Genomic DNA, 17,139 nt, shown 5'->3' with positions numbered 1-17,139 from the left:
CAAATCACTCAGGCAATTTCAGTGTGGAGCTTGGACGTCGCACGCGCTTGCGGCGACCCGAAAATGGCTTTGGCACGGCATCGACCAGCGCCCGCGTATACTCATGCTGTGGATTGTCGAAGACCTCATTCGTCGGCCCCTGCTCGACAATATTGCCGCGATAGATCACCGCAACGCGGTCGGTGATGGCGCGTACGACACCGAGGTCGTGACTGATGAAGAGATAGGAAAGGCCGAACTTCTCCTGCAAATCCATCATCAGATTCAACACCTGCGCCTGAATGGAAACGTCCAGCGCCGAGACCGGCTCGTCGGCGACGATCAGCGCCGGTTTGGTGATTAGCGCGCGCGCAATAGCAATGCGCTGGCGTTGACCACCGGAAAATTCATGCGGATATTTTTCCGCAGATGCTTTGGGCAAGCCAACCGCTTCCAGCGCTTGCGCCACGCGATCATCGCGGTCTTTGGAACTCGTGCCACTTTCCAGAGACACAATCGGCTCGGAAATGATGCGCTTGACCGTATGGCGCGGATCGAGCGAACCGTAAGGATCCTGAAAGATCGCCTGAAAACCCTTGCGTGCCTCGCGCAGACCCGAGCGATCCAGTGCATAGATATCCTGTCCGTTGATGAGAATCTGCCCCGATTGCGGACGTTCCAGCCCCATCACAGCGCGCGCCAGTGTGGATTTGCCGGAACCACTTTCGCCGACAATGCCAAGGCTTTGACCTGCCTCAATCTCGACATTCACACCATGCAGAACGCGCAAAGCGCTCGGCTTGGAAAAAAAAGATGCACGTGGAAGCTGATATTCGCGCACGACATCGCGCACCTGTAAAATCATCTTGCTCATAACACCACCTCGCCGTCTCGCGGGTGAATACAGGCGGCGCGATGCGCGATGCCGTCATTGTCGGCGATGAAATCCAGCCCCGGTATCGCCCTTCGGCAATCGTCCTGCACGAAGGCGCAGCGGTCAGCAAAGGTGCAATAAGGCGGACGCGCCAGCGGGTCCGGCACAACGCCGGGAATGGCAGCAAGGCGCTGGCGCCCCGTGCCGTGACTGCGCACCAGCGCTGCACCGTGCGGCGAAGCCTGGAACAGTCCGCGGGCATAAGGATGCGCCATACGATTGAACACCGCTTCCGTGCGTCCGGTCTCGACGATGCGACCTGCATACATGACCGCGATGCGATCGGTCATTTCTGACACCACGCCGAGGTCATGGGTGATGAGCATCAGAGCTGTGCCGGTTTCGTCGATCAGCTCATCCATGAGATCGAGAATCTGCGCCTGAACGGTGACATCGAGAGCGGTTGTCGGCTCATCAGCAATCAGCAGGTCCGGCTCACAGGCAATCGCCATGGCGATCATCACGCGCTGGCGCTGTCCACCGGAGAGCTGGTGCGGGTAGAGATCGAGATTGAAGCGCGGCGCAGGCAGTCCCACGCGATCCAGCAATTCGCGCGCCTTGCGTTCGGCATCGGCACGGCTTTCGCCCAAATGCAGACGACGACCTTCGGCAATCTGCGCACCGATAGTCTTCACCGGATTGAGCGCCGTCATCGGTTCCTGAAAGATCATCGCCATGCGCCGTCCGCGCATCCTGCACAGTTCGGCTTCCGGCTTGCTTGCCAGATCTTCACCGTCGAAACGCAGCGTACCGCGCACGCGCATCCGGTCGGGCAGCAGCCCCATGGCGGCAAGGGCGGTAATCGACTTGCCGCTGCCGGATTCACCCACCACGCCAAGGCGTTCACCGCGATTGAGCGTCAGCGTAATATCGGACACGATATCCGCAACCTTGAGACCGATAGGCAATTCAACGGACATATTGTCCATTTCGAGCAGGGGTGTCGTCATCTCTGCCTCCTGACGCGCGGATCAAGCACATCGCGCAATCCGTCACCCAGCATGTTGAGGCCAAGTACGGCCAGCGTAATGGCAAGGCCGGGGAAAATGGCGAGCCATGGCGCATCATAGATAAAGGTCTGTGCGTCGTTGAGCATCTTGCCCCAGCTCGGCATCGGCGGCTGGGTGCCAAGCCCGACATAGGAAAGGCCCGCTTCGGCAACGATGGCGAGCGCGAACTGGATCGTCGCCTGCACGATCAGCACATGGTTGATGTTGGGCAGCACATGCAAAAGCGTGATCGACACATCGCCACGCCCAGCGCAACGGGCCGCCTGCACATATTCGCGCTTCCAAAGCCCCAGCGATGCGCCACGCGTGACACGTGCAAAGACCGGGATATTGAAGATACCGATGGCGATCATCGCATTGACAGCGCCGGGGCCGAAAATAGCGGTAATGATGACAGCAGTAAGAAGTGCCGGAAACGCAAAGGCCAGATCGGTCATGCGCATGACAAAACCGTCCACCATGCCGCCGCGCGCAGCCGCGAAAGCGCCAAGCGGAATCCCGATACCGGCACCGACCAGCACGGCGATGATTGACACCGCGATGGAGTTGCGCGCGCCGACCATAATCATGGAAAACACGTCGCGGCCGAAATTATCCGTACCGAACAGATGACTGAAACTCGGCCCCTGCAACTTGTCACGGAAGTTCATGGCGGTTGGCGAATAAGGCGTCCAGACATAGGAGATGACAGCCATCGCAACCAGAATGATCGTGATGAGAGAGCCGACCGTCAGGCTGCGGCTGCTCAACATCGTTCTGAACACACCCGGTTTCGGGAGAGCTTGCGTTTCACTCATCGGCTGCCTCCCGTCGAAAGGCGCGGGTCGATGAAGCCATAGACAAGATCGACGATGAAATTGACCGCGATCACGGAAGCGGCAAGCAGTGTCACCAGCGACTGCACGGTGACAAGATCGCGCTGCGCGATGGCCTGAAACACCAGCCTTCCAAGGCCGGGCAGATTGAAGACGTTTTCGATGATGATGGTTCCTGCCAGCAGAAAGGAGAATTGCAGGCCGATGATGGTGACAACCGGGATCAGTGCATTGGGCACCGCATGACGCCAGAGCGCGGCCTTGCGTGTCAGGCCCTTGGCGCGTGCGGTGCGCACGAAATCCTCACCCAGAGTTTCGATGACGGCGGATCGGGTTACGCGGGCCAGAATGGCAGCAAGCGGCAGCGCAAGCGCCAATGCTGGCAGGAACAGCGAACGGATGCCTGTCCAGAAACCATTTTCCCATCCGGCAAAACCCGAAGCTGGAAACCAGCCGAGCTGCAAGGCAAAGAGCAGGATCAAAAGCAGGCCGAGCCAGAAATTCGGAATGGCGACACCAACCTGCGCCACCCCCATGGAAAGCACATCACCTGTCTTGCCACGCTTGGAAGCGGCGTAGACACCAACCGGAATGGCGACCGCGACGGATAGCAACATGGATAGAAGCGCCAGTGGCAGCGTGACCATGATGCGCGGCCCGAGCAATTCGCTGATCGGCACGGAGTATGTATAGCTCGTGCCGAAATCACCTTTCAGAAAGCCGCCAATCCACGAAAGATAGCGCCACCAGAGCGGCTGATCGAGGCCGAGCTGTTTGTGAAGCGCTGCCAGCGTTTCAGGTTGCGCATTGATGCCGAGGATCACCGCCGCCGGATCACCCGGCAGCACCTGCATCAGCAGAAAGACGATGACGGAAGCCGCAAGCGTCGTAAGCAGGAGCGAAACCAATCGCCCGGATATGTAAGCCAGCAAAGCGACCTCCTTGAAAAGACGGATATCCGCTTTCCACATTCCAACTCACCGCACGCCCTCCCCTTATCTTTATGGGGTGTGCGGCTATTCAAATTGATTCAACGCGCATCCTTACCGAAAACCGCTTCACACTTTTCAGGGATACGCGTAAACCGCCCCGCCGGACATGCGACGGGGCAAGCTAGTTATTCAGCCCAATAGGCTTGTGTCAGGTCGTCAGCCGGGATTGGCATGTTCTTCCACAGACCCTTCACATTCTTATTCCAGACGCCGATTTTCGGCAGCGCATAGAGGAAGATGTTCGGCTCGTCGGCAGCAAGTTTTTCCTGCAGCTTCTTCACGAGTTCGAGCTGCTCTTCATCGCTTCCAGCCTCGGCATAGGCCTTGTAGAGCGCCTTATATTCCGGGTTGTTATAGTTGAAGTAGTATTTGTCGCGGGCATAGATATCGAGATCGCGCGCTTCGGTATGCGCGATGATCGTCGCGTCGAAATCCGAGCGCTTGAACACCTGATCCAGCCATTGGGCAAACTCGATCGGTACGAGATTGGCCTGAATGCCGACTTCCGCCAGCATCGCTGCAATGATCTCGCCGCCGCGGCGCGCATAGGCCGGAGGCGGAAGCGTGATGGTGATCGAGGCGCCAGCCGGAACGCCAGCTTCTTCCAGCAATTGCTTCGCCTTGGCCGGATCATACGGATAGGTTTCCGACAGATCGATATAGCCCGGATCGACCGGCGCATAATGCGAGCCGATGGGCGTACCGAAACCCGAATAAACACCTTCGATCAGCGCCTTGCTATCGATGGCATGGGCCAGTGCCTGACGCACCTTCAGATTATCGAAAGGCACCTTGGCATTGTTGAGCGACAGCAGAACCTTGCCTGCCGTATCGCCCACTTCGACCTGCAGCTTGTCGTCGCTCTTGAAACGACTGATCAGCTCCGGTGCCTGGAACATCGGGAACACGTCAATGTCACCGGCGAGGATAGCAGCAGCGGCAGCCGACGGATCGCTGACGAAGCGGAACGTGACGGCGGAAAGCTTTGCAGGCTCGCCCCAATAATCCGGGTTACGCTCCAGTTCGACGCGGTCGCCCTGCACCCAGCGCTTGAACTTGAACGGACCCGTGCCCACAGGCTTGGTCTTGTTGTCGGCAGCCGAATTCGGCGCGACCATGACCGCATCACCCCAGCCCATATTGAACAGGAAGTTCGAGGTCGGGCGCTTCAGCGTCACAACGGCGGTTGCGGGATCAGGACATTCCGTGCTCGCAATTGGCTCAAAAAGACCCTTTTGCGCATTGGTGGAATCCGGAGCCACTGCGCGTTCATAGGAGAACTTCACCACCGAGCAGTCAAACGGCGTGCCGTCATGAAACTTCACGCCCTGATGCAGCTTGAATGTATAGGTTTTCTTGTCGTCGGAGACGGTCCAGCTTTCAGCCAGAAGCGGCTTCACCGTGCCATCCTCGACAATGCGCACAAGACCTTCATAGAGGTTGGCATAGGTAACCTGCCGGATACCAGCAGCGGCATTAGCGGTCGGATCGAGGCCTGGCGGCTCAAGCACTTCGCCGACCACCAGCGTATCTTTTGCAAATGCACCGTTGATCGATGCCAGCATTGTAGCCGTTATAAGACCGGCTTTCAGCAGTTTACCCATTGTTCCTCTTTGGCTCCCCTTGCCTCTTTTTTTAAATCGAACGCCCGCCATCCACGTCGAGCGCAACCCCGGTAATCATAGATGCAGCGGGCGAACAAAGGAAAGCCGCAGCTTCAGCCAGATCGTCGGGTTTCAACAGGCGGCCCATCGGGATGGAATCGCGGAACTTCTTGCGGATTTCCTCGGTGTCCTCGCCCATGAATGTGGTGAGAAGCGGCGTTTCACCGGCAACAGGGTTCAGTGCAACCACGCGAATCTTTGCTGGAGCAAGCTCGATAGCCAGCGCCTTCGTCACGGAAACGACCCAGCCCTTGGTGGCATTGTACCAGGCGAGATTGGGACGCGGACGTCCCGCACCGGTCGAAGCGACGTTCAAGATAACGCCCTCTCCGTTATCCTTGAAATGCGGGATGAGCTTGCGCGTCATCAGATAGACACCGCGCACATTGACGCCAAGAATGCGGTCGAATTCTTCCGGCTCAACCAGTTCGGCATTTTGCGGTTTGTGGCCGATGCCAGCATTGTTGATCAAAATATCGACCTTGCCGAATTTCGACAGAGCGGCTTCCACCGCTGCATCAACATCGGCCTCCCTGGAAATATCGGCAGCAACGGCGAGTGCCGCGTCACCGATTTCGCCTGCGACGCGCTCAGCGCCTGCCTTGTCGCGGTCGACGATGACGACTTTTGCGCCGCCATCAGCAAAGCGCTTTGCCATGCCTTCGCCAAACCCCGAACCTGCTCCCGTGATGAGCGCGACCTTACCTTCAAGCGACACTATGTTTCTCCCAAATGCTAGTCTCAGCCATGCCAGACCGAGATGGTCTTCAGCGAGGCAAATCCATAAAGCGCCTCAAAACCCTTTTCGCGGCCATGGCCGGATTTCTTCACGCCGCCGAATGGCAGCTCGATGCCGCCACCGGCACCGTAATTATTGATGAACACCTGACCCGAATGGATAGCCCGCGCCAGGCGGAACTGACGTCCACCATCATTAGTCCAGATGCCGCAGACGAGGCCATAGGATGTGCCATTGGCAATCGCGATGGCTTCTTCTTCGGTATCGAAAGGCAGAATGACCTGCACCGGACCGAAGATTTCTTCCTGCGCCAGACGATGATTGGCAGGCACGTCACGGATCAGCGTCGGCAACACATAGGCCCCGCCTTCCGGCGCTTCTTCTGCCAAAACGCCTTGTGCAGCAATCGCCAAACCGCTCTCTTTCGCAAGATCCAGATAGCCGTCAACAATCGCCTTCTGGCGCTGCGATACCACTGGGCCAACAGACAGATCGGCACTGGCCGGGCCAACCTTCAATGCGCGATAACGCTCGCTCATGCGGGCGACGACTTCTTCATAAATGCTGCGCTCGACGAGAATACGCGATGACGCCGAGCAGGTCTGACCGGCATTCTGAATTCCCGCATTGACCAGAAACGGCAAAGCGCGGTCGAGATCGGCATCAGCGAAAACGATCTGCGGCGATTTTCCGCCGAGTTCCAGCGTCACCGGCACGGTGTTCTTCGCAGCCGCAGCCTGCACAGCCTCGCCCGTGCGCACCGACCCCGTGAACGAGATGTGATTGACGTCTGGATGTTCGGAGAGCGCCGCACCCGCTTCCGCACCAAGTCCAGTCACCACATTGAGCGCGCCCTTCGGCAGACCGGCCTTTTCGGTAATTTTTGCAAACTCCAAGATGGTCAGGCAGGCTTCTTCAGCAGGTTTGACCACGGCTGCATTGCCCATGGCAAGCGCTGCGCCAAGACTGCGGCCCAGAATCTGCATCGGGTAGTTCCACGGAATGATGTGGCCCGTAACGCCGTGCGGCTCATAGATCGACAGAACCGTAAAACCGTTCTGATAAGGCAGCGTGTCGCCATGCACTTTGTCGGCAGAGGCGCCATAAAACTCGAGATAACGCGCCAGCGCCACCACATCGGCACGCGCCTGTGTGACCGGCTTGCCGACATCTTTCGATTCCAGATCGGTCAGAAGGTCGATGTTCTTCAACACCTCCTCCGAAATGCGGTGCAGCACGCGACCGCGCTCGGTCGCCGTCAGCTTGCCCCAATCGCCGGAAAGTGCGCTACGAGCCGCAGCCACTGCCAGATCGATATCAGCCTTGGTGCCCCGCGCAATCAGCGCAAGATCGCTGCCATCGGAAGGATTTCGGAGCGTGATATGCTCACCGCCAACGGCATCTTGCCATTCGCCTGCGATGAAATTGCTATAACGGAGCAAGCCCGCTCCTCCCGTCTTGTTCTCATGCTTCATTTTCATTCTCCCGAAGAGGCATTTCCGCCTCAAGTCTCGCGGTTGTGGCGCGGATATGCGCGCGCGCCAGCCGCTCGGCTTCTTCGCCATCGCGCGAAGCAATGGCTTCGACAATGGCTCCATGTTCACGAATTGCATCGCGCGCCCTGTCCACGGACAACGAGAACGAAGGCGCAAAAACCTGTGACGTCATGCGCAAAAGCGGCACAAAGGCAATCAGCGAAGCGTTTCCCGCCGTATTCATCACCGCCATGTGGAAATCGACATTGGACTGGGTATAGGCTTTCGGGTCCCACGGATCGACGACCGTGCCCTGCCCTGCAACATGGGCGCGCAATTTTGCAATATCCGCATCGCTCGCCCGCTCGGCGGCAAAACGCGCTGCCACACCGTCCAGCACTTCGCGCACCGCATAGGCATCGATCAGGCGGGTGAGATCGGCGGAAGCGACACGCACCCCCCTGCCCGGCAGGTGAATGACCAGCCCGTCCCGCTCCAGAACGCGCAAGGCTTCTCGCAAGGGCGTCCGGCTGATGCCGAATTCTGCTGCTATATGTTCCTGCCTGAGTATCGCGCCCGGCGCATAGTCACCGGCATAGATTCGCTCGCGAAGTGCCTCTGCCACTTCGTCCAGCAAACGGGTCTGACTGCGCCATTCAAAAGCCGCCAATAGAAAAGCCTCCCAACTTTTCCGAACAGAATATCCTGGATACAAAATCAGTCAATCTGAAAACGGATGCGCTTTTCAGAAATTAAACAGAGAATGAAAGACCGGAAATTTCGTGAACACCACTCGAAACGACACGATCAATCAGAACAAGCAATTATGCAGGGAAAGCGTGGATCGGCGACCTGTCTGAAACCTTCTTAGTCTCCGACAATTTCCGCCAGCATTTCGGCAAGCTGACGGATCTGGTCGGGGCCATTGTCCATGTGCCGGATAACAATTTCCATCGGCTCGACGGACGGCAATCCCGCCGCGGCAGGCACCACCTGATGACCAGGAAGTGCTACACGCGTCGGAAGCAGGCTGACACCCAGCCCCTCCGCGACTGCACTTTGAATACTCGCCAGACTGGAGCTGGTGAAAACCACGTGCCATCGCCTGCCTACACGATCGAGAGCTTCCATCATGTCGCTGCGATAGAGCCCGTTCGGCGGGAACACGACAAGCGGCAGCGGATCAACATGGAAAACAGGAAAATCGGCGCTGTCGAGCCAGGACAGCGGTTCTGGCCAGTGCATGGTCCCCATCGTTTCGCCGCGCTTCTGTTTCACCATGACAAGGTCGAACTCACCCGTCTCGAAGCCTTTCTGCAGGTCGCGGCTGAGGCCGCTCGTCACCTCGAGTTTCGTGTTCGGATGTGTGCGCATGAAACGCGCCAGCGCAGGCGTAACCAGCCGTGAGGCGAAATCTTCCGGCAGGCCGAGACGAAAGACGGCAGCAAGCGCCGTCCCTGTCATCGCGGCTGCCGCCTCATCATGCAGATGCAGGATACGGCGCGCATAGCCCAGCAGCTTTTCGCCTGCATCCGTCGGGCGCACATCATGCCGGGCACGTTCCAGAAGCGCCTGTCCGGCAGCTTCCTCCAGCCTTATGATCTTCTGACTTATGGTCGATTGGGTCGAGTGCAACTGCAAGGCCGCAGCCGTAAAACTACGGCTGTCGACGACCGCCGCGAAGGCCCGCAAAAGATCGAGATTGAAAGAAGTATTCATAAGTCCACTGGATGTCAGTTCAACATTTAATTTCCGAATATGCCACCCTGCTTGTATGAACACAACAAGCAGGAGAACCAGCCGATGCGTCAAACGATATTCAGCTTGAGTGCCTTGGCATTGATTGCAGGAACGATAGTTATGACCGAACCGACATTGCCGGGCCACAACGCCACCGCCCATGCACAGACCGAAACGTCTCTTCTTCAGGCCGCAGCGGCTGGCGATCTGGCTGCGGTCACTGCAGCCATCAAGGCAGGAACAGACCTCGAAGCGCGGGGCAAGAATGGCGAGACGGCACTTCTGGCGGCAACCCATGCCAATCACGTCGACGTCGCCCGTGCGCTCATTGATGCTGGCGCTGACGTCAATGCAAAGGATGCCATCAAGGATAGCCCCTATCTTTATGCCGGCGCACGCGGCCATCTCGAAATTCTCAAGATGACGCTTGCACATGGCGCGGATCTGAAGAGTACCAATCGCTATGGCGGAACGGCGCTCATTCCCGCCTCCGAACGCGGACATGTCGAAACGGTGCGCACGCTGATCGAGGCTGGCGTCAAGGTCGATCACGTCAACAATCTTGGCTGGACGGCACTCCTCGAAGCCATCATGCTCGGCGACGGCGGCCAGCGTCATATCGATATTGTGAAGCTCCTCATCGATGCCGGGGCCGACGTCAATCTGGCAGATAATGACGGCGTCACGCCGCTTCAGCATGCCCGCAGCCGCGGCTATGCGCCGATGGTGGCCCTGCTGGAGAAGGCTGGCGCGAAATGAGCAGCGACAGCACATATCTCGACCAGGCCATAAAGCTCGCCTTCGACAATGTCGAACAAGGCGGACGTCCGTTCGGAGCCGTGGTCGTCAGGGGTGGCAAGGTCATCGCCACAGGCGTCAATCGCATGCAGGCCGATTGCGATCCCACCGCCCATGCCGAATTGCTGGCTCTGCGCGCAGCAGGCAAGACGCTGCAATCGCCGCGTCTCGATGGCTGCGAAGTCTATGCCAGCGGCCAGCCCTGCCCCATGTGCTTTGCCGCGATGCGCATGGCTGGTGTTGAAAAAATCCGCTTCGCCTATTCCAATGAGCAGGCCGAACCATTCGGCCTTTCAACCGCGAAAATCGCTGCTGAGCTCGCCAAGCCTCTCAGCGCGCAGACCGGCATCAGCTTCGAACATTCCCCACCGGAAAAAGATCCTGAACTCTACGAAGTCTGGAGCATCAAGAACAAGGCAGGCGCCTGAAACATGCAGACCACCACCCATCCGGCGACCGGCAGCAAACAAGCTGCAAACGTTGCCCTCATCGCGCTCGTCGTTCTGGTCGGCCTCAACCTACGTCCGTTCCTGACCGCGCCGGGGCCGGTACTTTCGAATATCGCAGCCGATACCGGAATGGGCTTTGGTGCGCTTTCCCTGCTCACCTTCCTGCCAATGATGCTGATGGGGCTTGGCGCTTTCGCGGCTCCACGCATCCAGTCGCGGTTCGGCACCCGGCGCAGCATGTTCGCGGCACTTGCTATTCTTGCAGCAGGCTCCCTCCTGCGCGGCTTTGTGCCGGACGGCGTTTCGCTGGTTCTGACCGCCGTACTGTGCGGCGCAGGTGTTGCAATGATTCAGGCCTTGATGCCGGGCCTTATCAAGGCCAATTTCCCAGCAAGCATTGCCACTGTGACCGGGCTCTATTCTGCCATGATCATGGGCGGCGGCGCGCTCGGCGCGCGGCTGACGCCATGGCTTGCGGGCAGCCAGCATAACTGGCGCTTCGCCCTTGCCATCCTTGCAATCCCCGCTGCCCTGGCCTTGATGACGGCTATACCCATCCTCCGCGAGACGTTATCGTCGGGCAAAAAATCCGGAATAACCGGACACCTGCTGCGACGTCCTCGCACCTGGGTGCTGATGGCTGCTTTCGGTCTCGTCAATGCGGGCTATTCGTCTATGGTCGCCTGGCTTGCTCCCTATTACCAGTCGTTGGGTCTGGCAGCCTCCACCACCGGCAATCTCGTCGCAGCGATGGCCGTTGCCCAAGCTCTTGCAGCCTTCGGACTGCCGCTCGTTGCCCGCCACAGCACCGACCGCCGCCCGTGGCTGCTACTGACATTGGCTATGCAGGCGACAGGCTTCGCGGGTCTTGCCTTCGCACCGCAGCTCTCGCCCTTTTTGTGGTCCGCGATCTGCGGCGCAGGTCTCGGCGGCAGCTTCGCGCTCGCCATGATTACATCGCTCGATCACCTGCCGAGACCGGAAGAAGCAGGCGCACTGGCTGCCATGATGCAGGGCGGTGGCTTTCTGATCGCAGCTCTCGGTCCCGTCGCAACCGCTTTCCTGCATGGCCTGACCGGTTCGTTTGCTTCCGGCTGGATCTTGCACCTTGTTCTGGTCGCAAGCATCTGCCCGCTCTATCTGAGCTTCAATCCGCACAAATATGCGCATGTCATGAAACTGCCGGTTCAGGCGGAAGGTGGCACACAATAGCGTTACCCGGCCAGTTTATGCCCCAAAAACAGTTTTCGGCAGGCAATTTTCGGCTAGATAGCTTGCTGACCTTCCCGATAGGGTTAAGGTTATAGGAAACCTGTTTTTATTTGTGGCATTTGAAGCGGTTCCGGCGAACATGGAAGCGCCAGCCATATTGACCCGAATACTGGTATAATATGAAGCACGAAACCGCGATCCAACAAGGCACGTCCGTCGCTCCGGACGGTTTGCCCAAGCCGAGAATCTATTGGGCATGGGCAACCCTGATGGTCGGCCTGACGCTTGCCGTCATCGATGGCACCATCGCAAATGTCGCCCTCCCGACAATTGCCGCCGATTTTTCGGCTGGTCCTGCAGCCTCGATCTGGATTGTCAACGGCTATCAGCTTGCAATTGTGGTCACCCTGCTTCCGCTGGCAGCACTTGGCGAAATCTATGGCTATCGGCGCGTTTATCTTGGCGGCGTGGCATTATTCACCGTCGCTTCCGTCGCCTGCGTTTTCTCGCGCTCACTGGAAGCGCTCACTTTCGCCCGCATCATACAGGGGCTGGGTGCGGCAGGCCTGATGAGCGTCAACACTGCCCTTCTGCGCTATACGGTGCCGCAGGCGAAATTTGGCACGGCCATCGGCCTCAATGCACTCTTCGTCGCCGTTTCGTCAACCATCGGGCCGACGCTTGCCGGTGTCATGCTGTCGTCCCTGAGCTGGCCCTGGCTCTTCGTCATCAATATCCCACTCGGCGTCGCTGCCGTCGTGATGGGCCTCAAAAGCCTGCCCGAGAATGACCGCTCTGCGCGTAAATTCGATGTGGTCAGTGCCATCCTGTCGGCGCTTACCTTTGGCCTTCTGATCACGACCATCGACAGTGCAGGCAACGAAATCGGTTCCTTCGTCGTGCTGTTGCAGGCGGTGGGCTGCGTAACCGCGGCTGTTCTCCTCACACGGCGGTCGCTGCGCATGGCCGATCCGCTGCTGCCGCTCGACCTCTTGCGCATTCCCGTTTTCACGCTTTCCATCTGCACTTCGATCATGTCGTTTCTGGCGCAGATGATGGCATTCATCTCACTGCCGTTCCTCTTTCAGGTCGTCTTTGGCTTCAGGCCTATCGAAGTCGGTTTCCTGATGATGCCGTGGCCCATTGCGCTTGCCATCGTCGCGCCGCTTTCGGGCAAACTGTCCGACAAGTACTCGCCGGCGATTCTGGGTTTGCTTGGCCTCATCACATTCGCCATCGGCCTTGCTCTGGTCGGCATGCTGCCGGAACATCCGTCAATCCCGGATATATGCTGGCGCATGGCAATTTGCGGAATTGGTTTTGGCCTCTTTCAGGCACCGAACAATCGCATGATGATTACGTCTACACCACGCTCACGCAGTGGAGCCGCAAGTGGCATGCTGGGCACGGCCCGCCTTCTCGGCCAATCGCTGGGTGCGGCCTTCGTCGCCTTTCTGCTGTCGCAATGGGGCGTGGAAGGAACACCCTATATTCTCTTCTTCGCATCCGGCTTCGCGCTGTTTGCCTCACTGATCAGCGTCACACGTCTCGGACGCTGACTTCATCCACAGCTTTGAAGAGAACCGGAAAATATCTTGCACAAAGAAGCAAATTTCCCTGTTGCAATCTCCGAAGCGTTGGTCCATATAGCGCCTGCCTGACGGAAACGAACGGTTTCCGGAATGACTGGCGCGAGCGGGTGTAGCTCAGGGGTAGAGCACAACCTTGCCAAGGTTGGGGTCGAGGGTTCGAATCCCTTCGCCCGCTCCAGTTTTTCTTCAGATCAGGTTTTACGAAGGCTGCCGACAGGCGGCCTTTCGTGTTTCAGGGCAATGTTTCTGGAAGCGAATCGTCGCTAGTGGATTGAATTTGACGTTTGAACCCCGGCTGACATAGATGCCGTTTCAAACGTCAAATTCAATCCACTAGATACATATACTTCCTGGTGGTCTGATTCCAACATTTGCTCAGCGCTTGAACCGACATACGCAAATGTTGGAATCAGACCACTAGAGCAGCTTGAATGGCAGGCCCGAAACGAGCACCTTTATATAGCGCTTCTTCTGAAAATAGCCGTTGAGTGAGATACGCGGAATCGCTGCGGCTGGCATCGCGCCCGTTTGCTGCAGCACACCGGGCTGGGTGGTCACGCCCACATCGAAACCGGCTGCTGATACCGCCCTGATCTCACGTTCCCCAACTGCCGCCTTCCATCCATATGGATAGGCAAAGGATCGCGGCCTGTAACCGGCATAGCGTTGCACCGATTCGGTCGAATCAGCGATTTCCGTTACCAGCCGCCTGTCGTCGACACGGCGCAGATTGACGTGAGTGACGGTGTGCGCTCCAAGATGCACAAGCGGGTCCAGCGCAAGAGTGCGCAACTCCGATGGGGTCATCACCGATTCATCGACAAGCGAAATCGCGTCGATCCCGACCGTTTGTGCAGCCGCATCAATGCGGGCGACTGCTTCGTCCTCATCGAAACACTGCATGAACTGCACGAGCCGGGCGAAGGCCGCTGATTTCTGGGCAGAGTTTGCCGAGCGGACATCGACAGTACCGCCGCCAAAATTGAACTGAAAACCGTCGGCCTCCGTCACCAGAGCCGCGATAGTTCGCCACCACATGGATCGCTTGCGCTCCACGAAACCCGTCGTGATGAAAATCGTGTAAGGAATGTTGTATCTGGCAAACACCGGCGCCGCGAATTCTGCATTGTTCCGATAACCGTCGTCGAGTGTGAAGGCGACATATTTCCGGGCGTCGGCTTTCTCGGAAAGTAACCTCGGCAAGTCATGCAGATGCACCGGCACGAGGCTTGCTTCCAATGCCGCTTCTATCGCCATTTCAAGCGTGTGCGGTGTAATGGAGAGAATGGCGTTGGGGTCCGGCCGATCAATCGCATCTTCCGGTTTGACGTGATGCATCGTGAAGACGACACCACGCCCACCGGCAGAAGGGAAAAGTGCTGGCGCGCCGGAAAAGGCGATAGCCTCCAGCCCCGCACGGATCAGCGGATATTTTAAACTGCCCTTTATCGACCGCAGCGACATCTTCTCGAATATACTTCCCCCGAAGGCCAGACTTGGCGCAGGATCGTGCCCAGCAGCAAACCCCACTCGCCTATAGCAATTTCATCTCCCCGCGTGAATTGCTTTCGCCGCGTCTTATTCCTAGAGCGCATCTTATCCGAAAGCCGTTTCACACTTTTCGGGATGTCCTCTAGCAAAAAGGCCGTACGCAAAGCGTACGGCCTTTTATCAAGTTGTTCGTCAGACTGGATAATTCAAAGCGACGTCGAGCTCTTCCACCAGTCGGTTCCGCCATCATGCGCATATTGGTCAATTTCAGCCAGTTCCTCAGCGCTGAATTCCAGTCCCTTCAGAGCTCCCAAAGAGTTTTCAAGCTGTGCGACCGAACTTGCTCCGATGAGCGAAGAGGTGACGCGCGGATCACGCAGCGTCCAGGCAATAGCCATCTGGGCCAAAGTCTGTCCGCGACGCTCCGCAATGGTGTTCAATGCGCGGATGCGACCCAGCAGTTCTTCGTTCTCTGCGCTGGCTTTCAGGGAGCCGCCCTGATTCGCCCGTGCTCCCTCCGGAATGCCGTTCAGATAGCGTGATGTCAGCAAACCCTGAGCCAGTGGCGAGAAGACGATGCAGCCGGTGCCCAGTTCATCCAGCGTATCGAGAAGCCCGTTCTCGATCCAGCGATTGAACATGTTGTAATTCGGCTGGTGAATGAAAAGCGGCACGCGCTCTTCCTTCAGGATCGCCGCCGCCTTCAGCGTCAGTTCCGGCGAATAGCTCGAAATACCGACATAAAGCGCCTTGCCCTGGCGATGCAGATGCGCGAGCGCTCCCATCGTTTCTTCCAGAGGCGTCGTGGCGTCAACACGGTGCGAATAGAAGATGTCGACATAATCGAGCCCCATCCGCTTCAGCGACTGATCGAGACTGGCGATCAGATATTTGCGGCTGCCGCCAATTCCGCCATACGGCCCCGGCCACATATCCCAACCGGCTTTCGACGAAATAATCATTTCATCGCGATAGGGCCGAAAATCACTGGCCATAATGCGACCGAAATTTTCTTCGGCAGACCCTGCAGGCGGCCCATAATTATTCGCCAGATCGAAGTGGGTTACACCCAGGTCGAAGGCGCGACGGAGAATCGCGCGACCGTTTTCGTAGACATCCCGGCCACCGAAATTATGCCAAAGGCCAAGCGATATGGCTGGCAAATCGATGCCGCTCCGGCCGGTACGGCGATAGATCATATCTGACTGGTAACGATCAGCCGCTGCAGAATAATGCATGACGCATCTCCATGAGTGAAATGGTTTGACCACGCATGGAAGGCAGCGCCAATCCCATGCATAACAGGTGTGGCGCATATTTGATCCCGATGAGAAGCTGGTGCAACGCTAATCTATTGACCGCTACTCAACGAAAGAATGACAGATACTCAACAAAACCGTCAGGGCGATACGGCCTCCTCTGCGACGACCAATTTCGGAAGCCCCTGATCTTCCCGGATAATATCGATCAACCGCCGCAAACCGGATGGCACCTGTCGTCTGCTTGGATAATACATGGTCAGAGGCGGACCTTCCGAAGCCCAGTCAGGCAGCACAGCTTCAAGCGCACCCGTATCCAGGTAATTCTGGACCAAAGGCTCCAGACAATAGGCAAAGCCGATCCCACTCAAGGCAGCCTCAACAGCCTGCTCGGTCTCATTGGCGCAAATCGGGCCCTTCACATCGACCCGGCGCAAGGAAGCTCCGTTTCCTAGCTCCCACGCGTAGCGGGAATTGTCCCCGAGCCTTGTCTCTATGCATGGCAAGTGTAGCAGATCGTCCGGTGCTTCGGGGCGCCCTACCCTTGATATCAAGACAGGGGATCCAACCACGATCCATTGCAAAGGTCCAGTCAACGGCACACCGATCATATCCTGCGGTACCCGGTCGCCATAGCGAATCCCTGCATCGAAGCCTTCGGCAACGATATCGACCATCTGGTCGTCTATCGTCATGTCCAGATGCATATCGGGATAGGTTTGCGTATAGCGCGGCAGGATGGGGGCAATAATCAACCGAGCGGCATCGCGTAACGCGTTGAGCCTTATGCGTCCGGATGGGAAGTCGCGCTGGCTGGTCAGTGCCTCGACAGCCTCGGCTATAGCCCTTAGTCCTGCTTCGAGTTGCTCAGCGAACGCTTTGCCAGCTACGGTTGGCGTGATGGATCGGCTTGTGCGATTGAGGAGCCGGACGCCGAGATCGGCTTCGAGTTTACGCAAACGATGGCTGATTGCGGATGTTGTGACGCCG

16 protein-coding genes and 1 tRNA gene are annotated in these 17,139 nt (G+C 57.9%); 5 read left to right on the top strand and 12 right to left on the bottom strand.

Features of this window, described 5'->3' with window-relative positions:
* Positions 1-4: 4 nt before the first annotated feature.
* The 9 genes from F9K94_RS20175 to F9K94_RS20135 all read right to left on the bottom strand — a co-directional run bounded on the left by F9K94_RS20175 (position 5) and on the right by F9K94_RS20135 (position 9,327).
* Positions 5-853, bottom strand: coding sequence for an ATP-binding cassette domain-containing protein (locus F9K94_RS20175; protein WP_151648009.1), 849 nt, complete (start codon positions 851-853; stop codon positions 5-7).
* On the bottom strand, positions 850-1,863 hold the full coding sequence (locus tag F9K94_RS20170) for an ABC transporter ATP-binding protein (protein WP_151648007.1): 1,014 nt from the start codon (positions 1,861-1,863) through the stop codon (positions 850-852). Before F9K94_RS20170 ends, F9K94_RS20175 begins: the two co-directional genes overlap by 4 nt.
* A complete protein-coding gene (locus F9K94_RS20165; RefSeq protein ID WP_061345542.1) occupies positions 1,860-2,720 on the bottom strand; it encodes an ABC transporter permease in 861 nt (286 codons plus the stop codon). The genes F9K94_RS20170 and F9K94_RS20165 overlap by 4 nt, the downstream gene beginning before the upstream one ends.
* Positions 2,717-3,670, bottom strand: a complete 954-nt coding sequence (locus F9K94_RS20160; RefSeq protein ID WP_151648227.1) for an ABC transporter permease — start codon at positions 3,668-3,670, stop codon at positions 2,717-2,719. The genes F9K94_RS20165 and F9K94_RS20160 overlap by 4 nt, the downstream gene beginning before the upstream one ends.
* A gap of 185 nt (positions 3,671-3,855) precedes the next feature.
* The gene (locus tag F9K94_RS20155; RefSeq protein WP_151648004.1) at positions 3,856-5,334 is read right to left on the bottom strand and encodes an ABC transporter substrate-binding protein; all 1,479 of its coding nucleotides are present in this window, start codon (positions 5,332-5,334) and stop codon (positions 3,856-3,858) included.
* A 31-nt stretch (positions 5,335-5,365) separates the two neighbouring features.
* Positions 5,366-6,112: a glucose 1-dehydrogenase gene (locus tag F9K94_RS20150; RefSeq protein WP_061345540.1), complete on the bottom strand. Its 747-nt coding sequence runs from the start codon at positions 6,110-6,112 to the stop codon at positions 5,366-5,368.
* Between the two features lie 23 nt (positions 6,113-6,135).
* Positions 6,136-7,608, bottom strand: coding sequence for an aldehyde dehydrogenase family protein (locus F9K94_RS20145; protein ID WP_151648003.1), 1,473 nt, complete (start codon positions 7,606-7,608; stop codon positions 6,136-6,138).
* Positions 7,598-8,278: a GntR family transcriptional regulator gene (locus F9K94_RS20140; RefSeq protein WP_036585627.1), complete on the bottom strand. Its 681-nt coding sequence runs from the start codon at positions 8,276-8,278 to the stop codon at positions 7,598-7,600. Before F9K94_RS20140 ends, F9K94_RS20145 begins: the two co-directional genes overlap by 11 nt.
* Positions 8,279-8,475: 197 nt before the next feature.
* A complete protein-coding gene (locus tag F9K94_RS20135) occupies positions 8,476-9,327 on the bottom strand; it encodes a LysR family transcriptional regulator (RefSeq protein WP_151648001.1) in 852 nt (283 codons plus the stop codon).
* Positions 9,328-9,468: 141 nt separating this feature from the next.
* Here F9K94_RS20135 and F9K94_RS20130 point away from each other — a divergent pair, with 141 nt between their 5' ends.
* The 5 genes from F9K94_RS20130 (at position 9,469) to F9K94_RS20110 (ending at position 13,577) form a co-directional block, all read left to right on the top strand.
* The gene (locus F9K94_RS20130) at positions 9,469-10,107 is read left to right on the top strand and encodes an ankyrin repeat domain-containing protein (RefSeq protein WP_235920659.1); all 639 of its coding nucleotides are present in this window, start codon (positions 9,469-9,471) and stop codon (positions 10,105-10,107) included.
* Positions 10,104-10,574, top strand: a complete 471-nt coding sequence (locus F9K94_RS20125; protein WP_151647997.1) for a nucleoside deaminase — start codon at positions 10,104-10,106, stop codon at positions 10,572-10,574. Before F9K94_RS20130 ends, F9K94_RS20125 begins: the two co-directional genes overlap by 4 nt.
* Positions 10,575-10,577: 3 nt before the next feature.
* Entirely contained in the window at positions 10,578-11,807 is a 1,230-nt protein-coding gene (locus F9K94_RS20120) for a cyanate transporter (protein ID WP_151647995.1), read from the top strand.
* 179 nt (positions 11,808-11,986) lie between these two features.
* The gene (locus F9K94_RS20115) at positions 11,987-13,366 is read left to right on the top strand and encodes an MFS transporter (protein WP_151647993.1); all 1,380 of its coding nucleotides are present in this window, start codon (positions 11,987-11,989) and stop codon (positions 13,364-13,366) included.
* 136 nt (positions 13,367-13,502) lie between these two features.
* Positions 13,503-13,577 (top strand) — tRNA-Gly (locus tag F9K94_RS20110).
* A 239-nt stretch (positions 13,578-13,816) separates the two neighbouring features.
* Here F9K94_RS20110 and F9K94_RS20105 read toward each other — a convergent pair.
* The 3 genes from F9K94_RS20105 to F9K94_RS20095 all read right to left on the bottom strand — a co-directional run.
* Complete coding sequence (locus F9K94_RS20105) at positions 13,817-14,863, bottom strand: polysaccharide deacetylase family protein (RefSeq protein ID WP_151647991.1); 1,047 nt, start codon at positions 14,861-14,863, stop codon at positions 13,817-13,819.
* A gap of 233 nt (positions 14,864-15,096) precedes the next feature.
* Complete coding sequence (mgrA, locus tag F9K94_RS20100; protein ID WP_061345531.1) at positions 15,097-16,128, bottom strand: L-glyceraldehyde 3-phosphate reductase; 1,032 nt, start codon at positions 16,126-16,128, stop codon at positions 15,097-15,099.
* A 161-nt stretch (positions 16,129-16,289) separates the two neighbouring features.
* The coding region (locus F9K94_RS20095; RefSeq protein WP_151647989.1) for a LysR family transcriptional regulator at positions 16,290-17,139 on the bottom strand (850 nt) is incomplete at its 5' end.

Origin of the sequence: Brucella tritici, from assembly GCF_008932285.1 — a bacterium.
Lineage (GTDB): Bacteria > Pseudomonadota > Alphaproteobacteria > Rhizobiales > Rhizobiaceae > Brucella > Brucella tritici.
This window is presented reverse-complemented; position numbering and strand designations above follow the sequence as displayed.

Bases quoted from the DNA above. Each gene is read 5' to 3' on its own strand.
- F9K94_RS20155 (WP_151648004.1), bottom strand. From the start codon at position 5,334: ATGGGTAAACTGCTGAAAGCCGGTCTTATAACGGCTACAATGCTGGCA.
- F9K94_RS20170 (WP_151648007.1), bottom strand. From the start codon at position 1,863: ATGACGACACCCCTGCTCGAAATGGACAATATGTCCGTTGAATTGCCT.
- F9K94_RS20120 (WP_151647995.1), top strand. From the start codon at position 10,578: ATGCAGACCACCACCCATCCGGCGACCGGCAGCAAACAAGCTGCAAAC.
- F9K94_RS20125 (WP_151647997.1), top strand. From the start codon at position 10,104: ATGAGCAGCGACAGCACATATCTCGACCAGGCCATAAAGCTCGCCTTC.
- F9K94_RS20130 (WP_235920659.1), top strand. From the start codon at position 9,469: ATGACCGAACCGACATTGCCGGGCCACAACGCCACCGCCCATGCACAG.
- F9K94_RS20105 (WP_151647991.1), bottom strand. From the start codon at position 14,863: ATGTCGCTGCGGTCGATAAAGGGCAGTTTAAAATATCCGCTGATCCGT.
- F9K94_RS20115 (WP_151647993.1), top strand. From the start codon at position 11,987: ATGAAGCACGAAACCGCGATCCAACAAGGCACGTCCGTCGCTCCGGAC.
- F9K94_RS20145 (WP_151648003.1), bottom strand. From the start codon at position 7,608: ATGAAGCATGAGAACAAGACGGGAGGAGCGGGCTTGCTCCGTTATAGC.
- F9K94_RS20165 (WP_061345542.1), bottom strand. From the start codon at position 2,720: ATGAGTGAAACGCAAGCTCTCCCGAAACCGGGTGTGTTCAGAACGATG.
- F9K94_RS20135 (WP_151648001.1), bottom strand. From the start codon at position 9,327: ATGAATACTTCTTTCAATCTCGATCTTTTGCGGGCCTTCGCGGCGGTC.
- F9K94_RS20175 (WP_151648009.1), bottom strand. From the start codon at position 853: ATGAGCAAGATGATTTTACAGGTGCGCGATGTCGTGCGCGAATATCAG.
- mgrA (WP_061345531.1), bottom strand. From the start codon at position 16,128: ATGCATTATTCTGCAGCGGCTGATCGTTACCAGTCAGATATGATCTAT.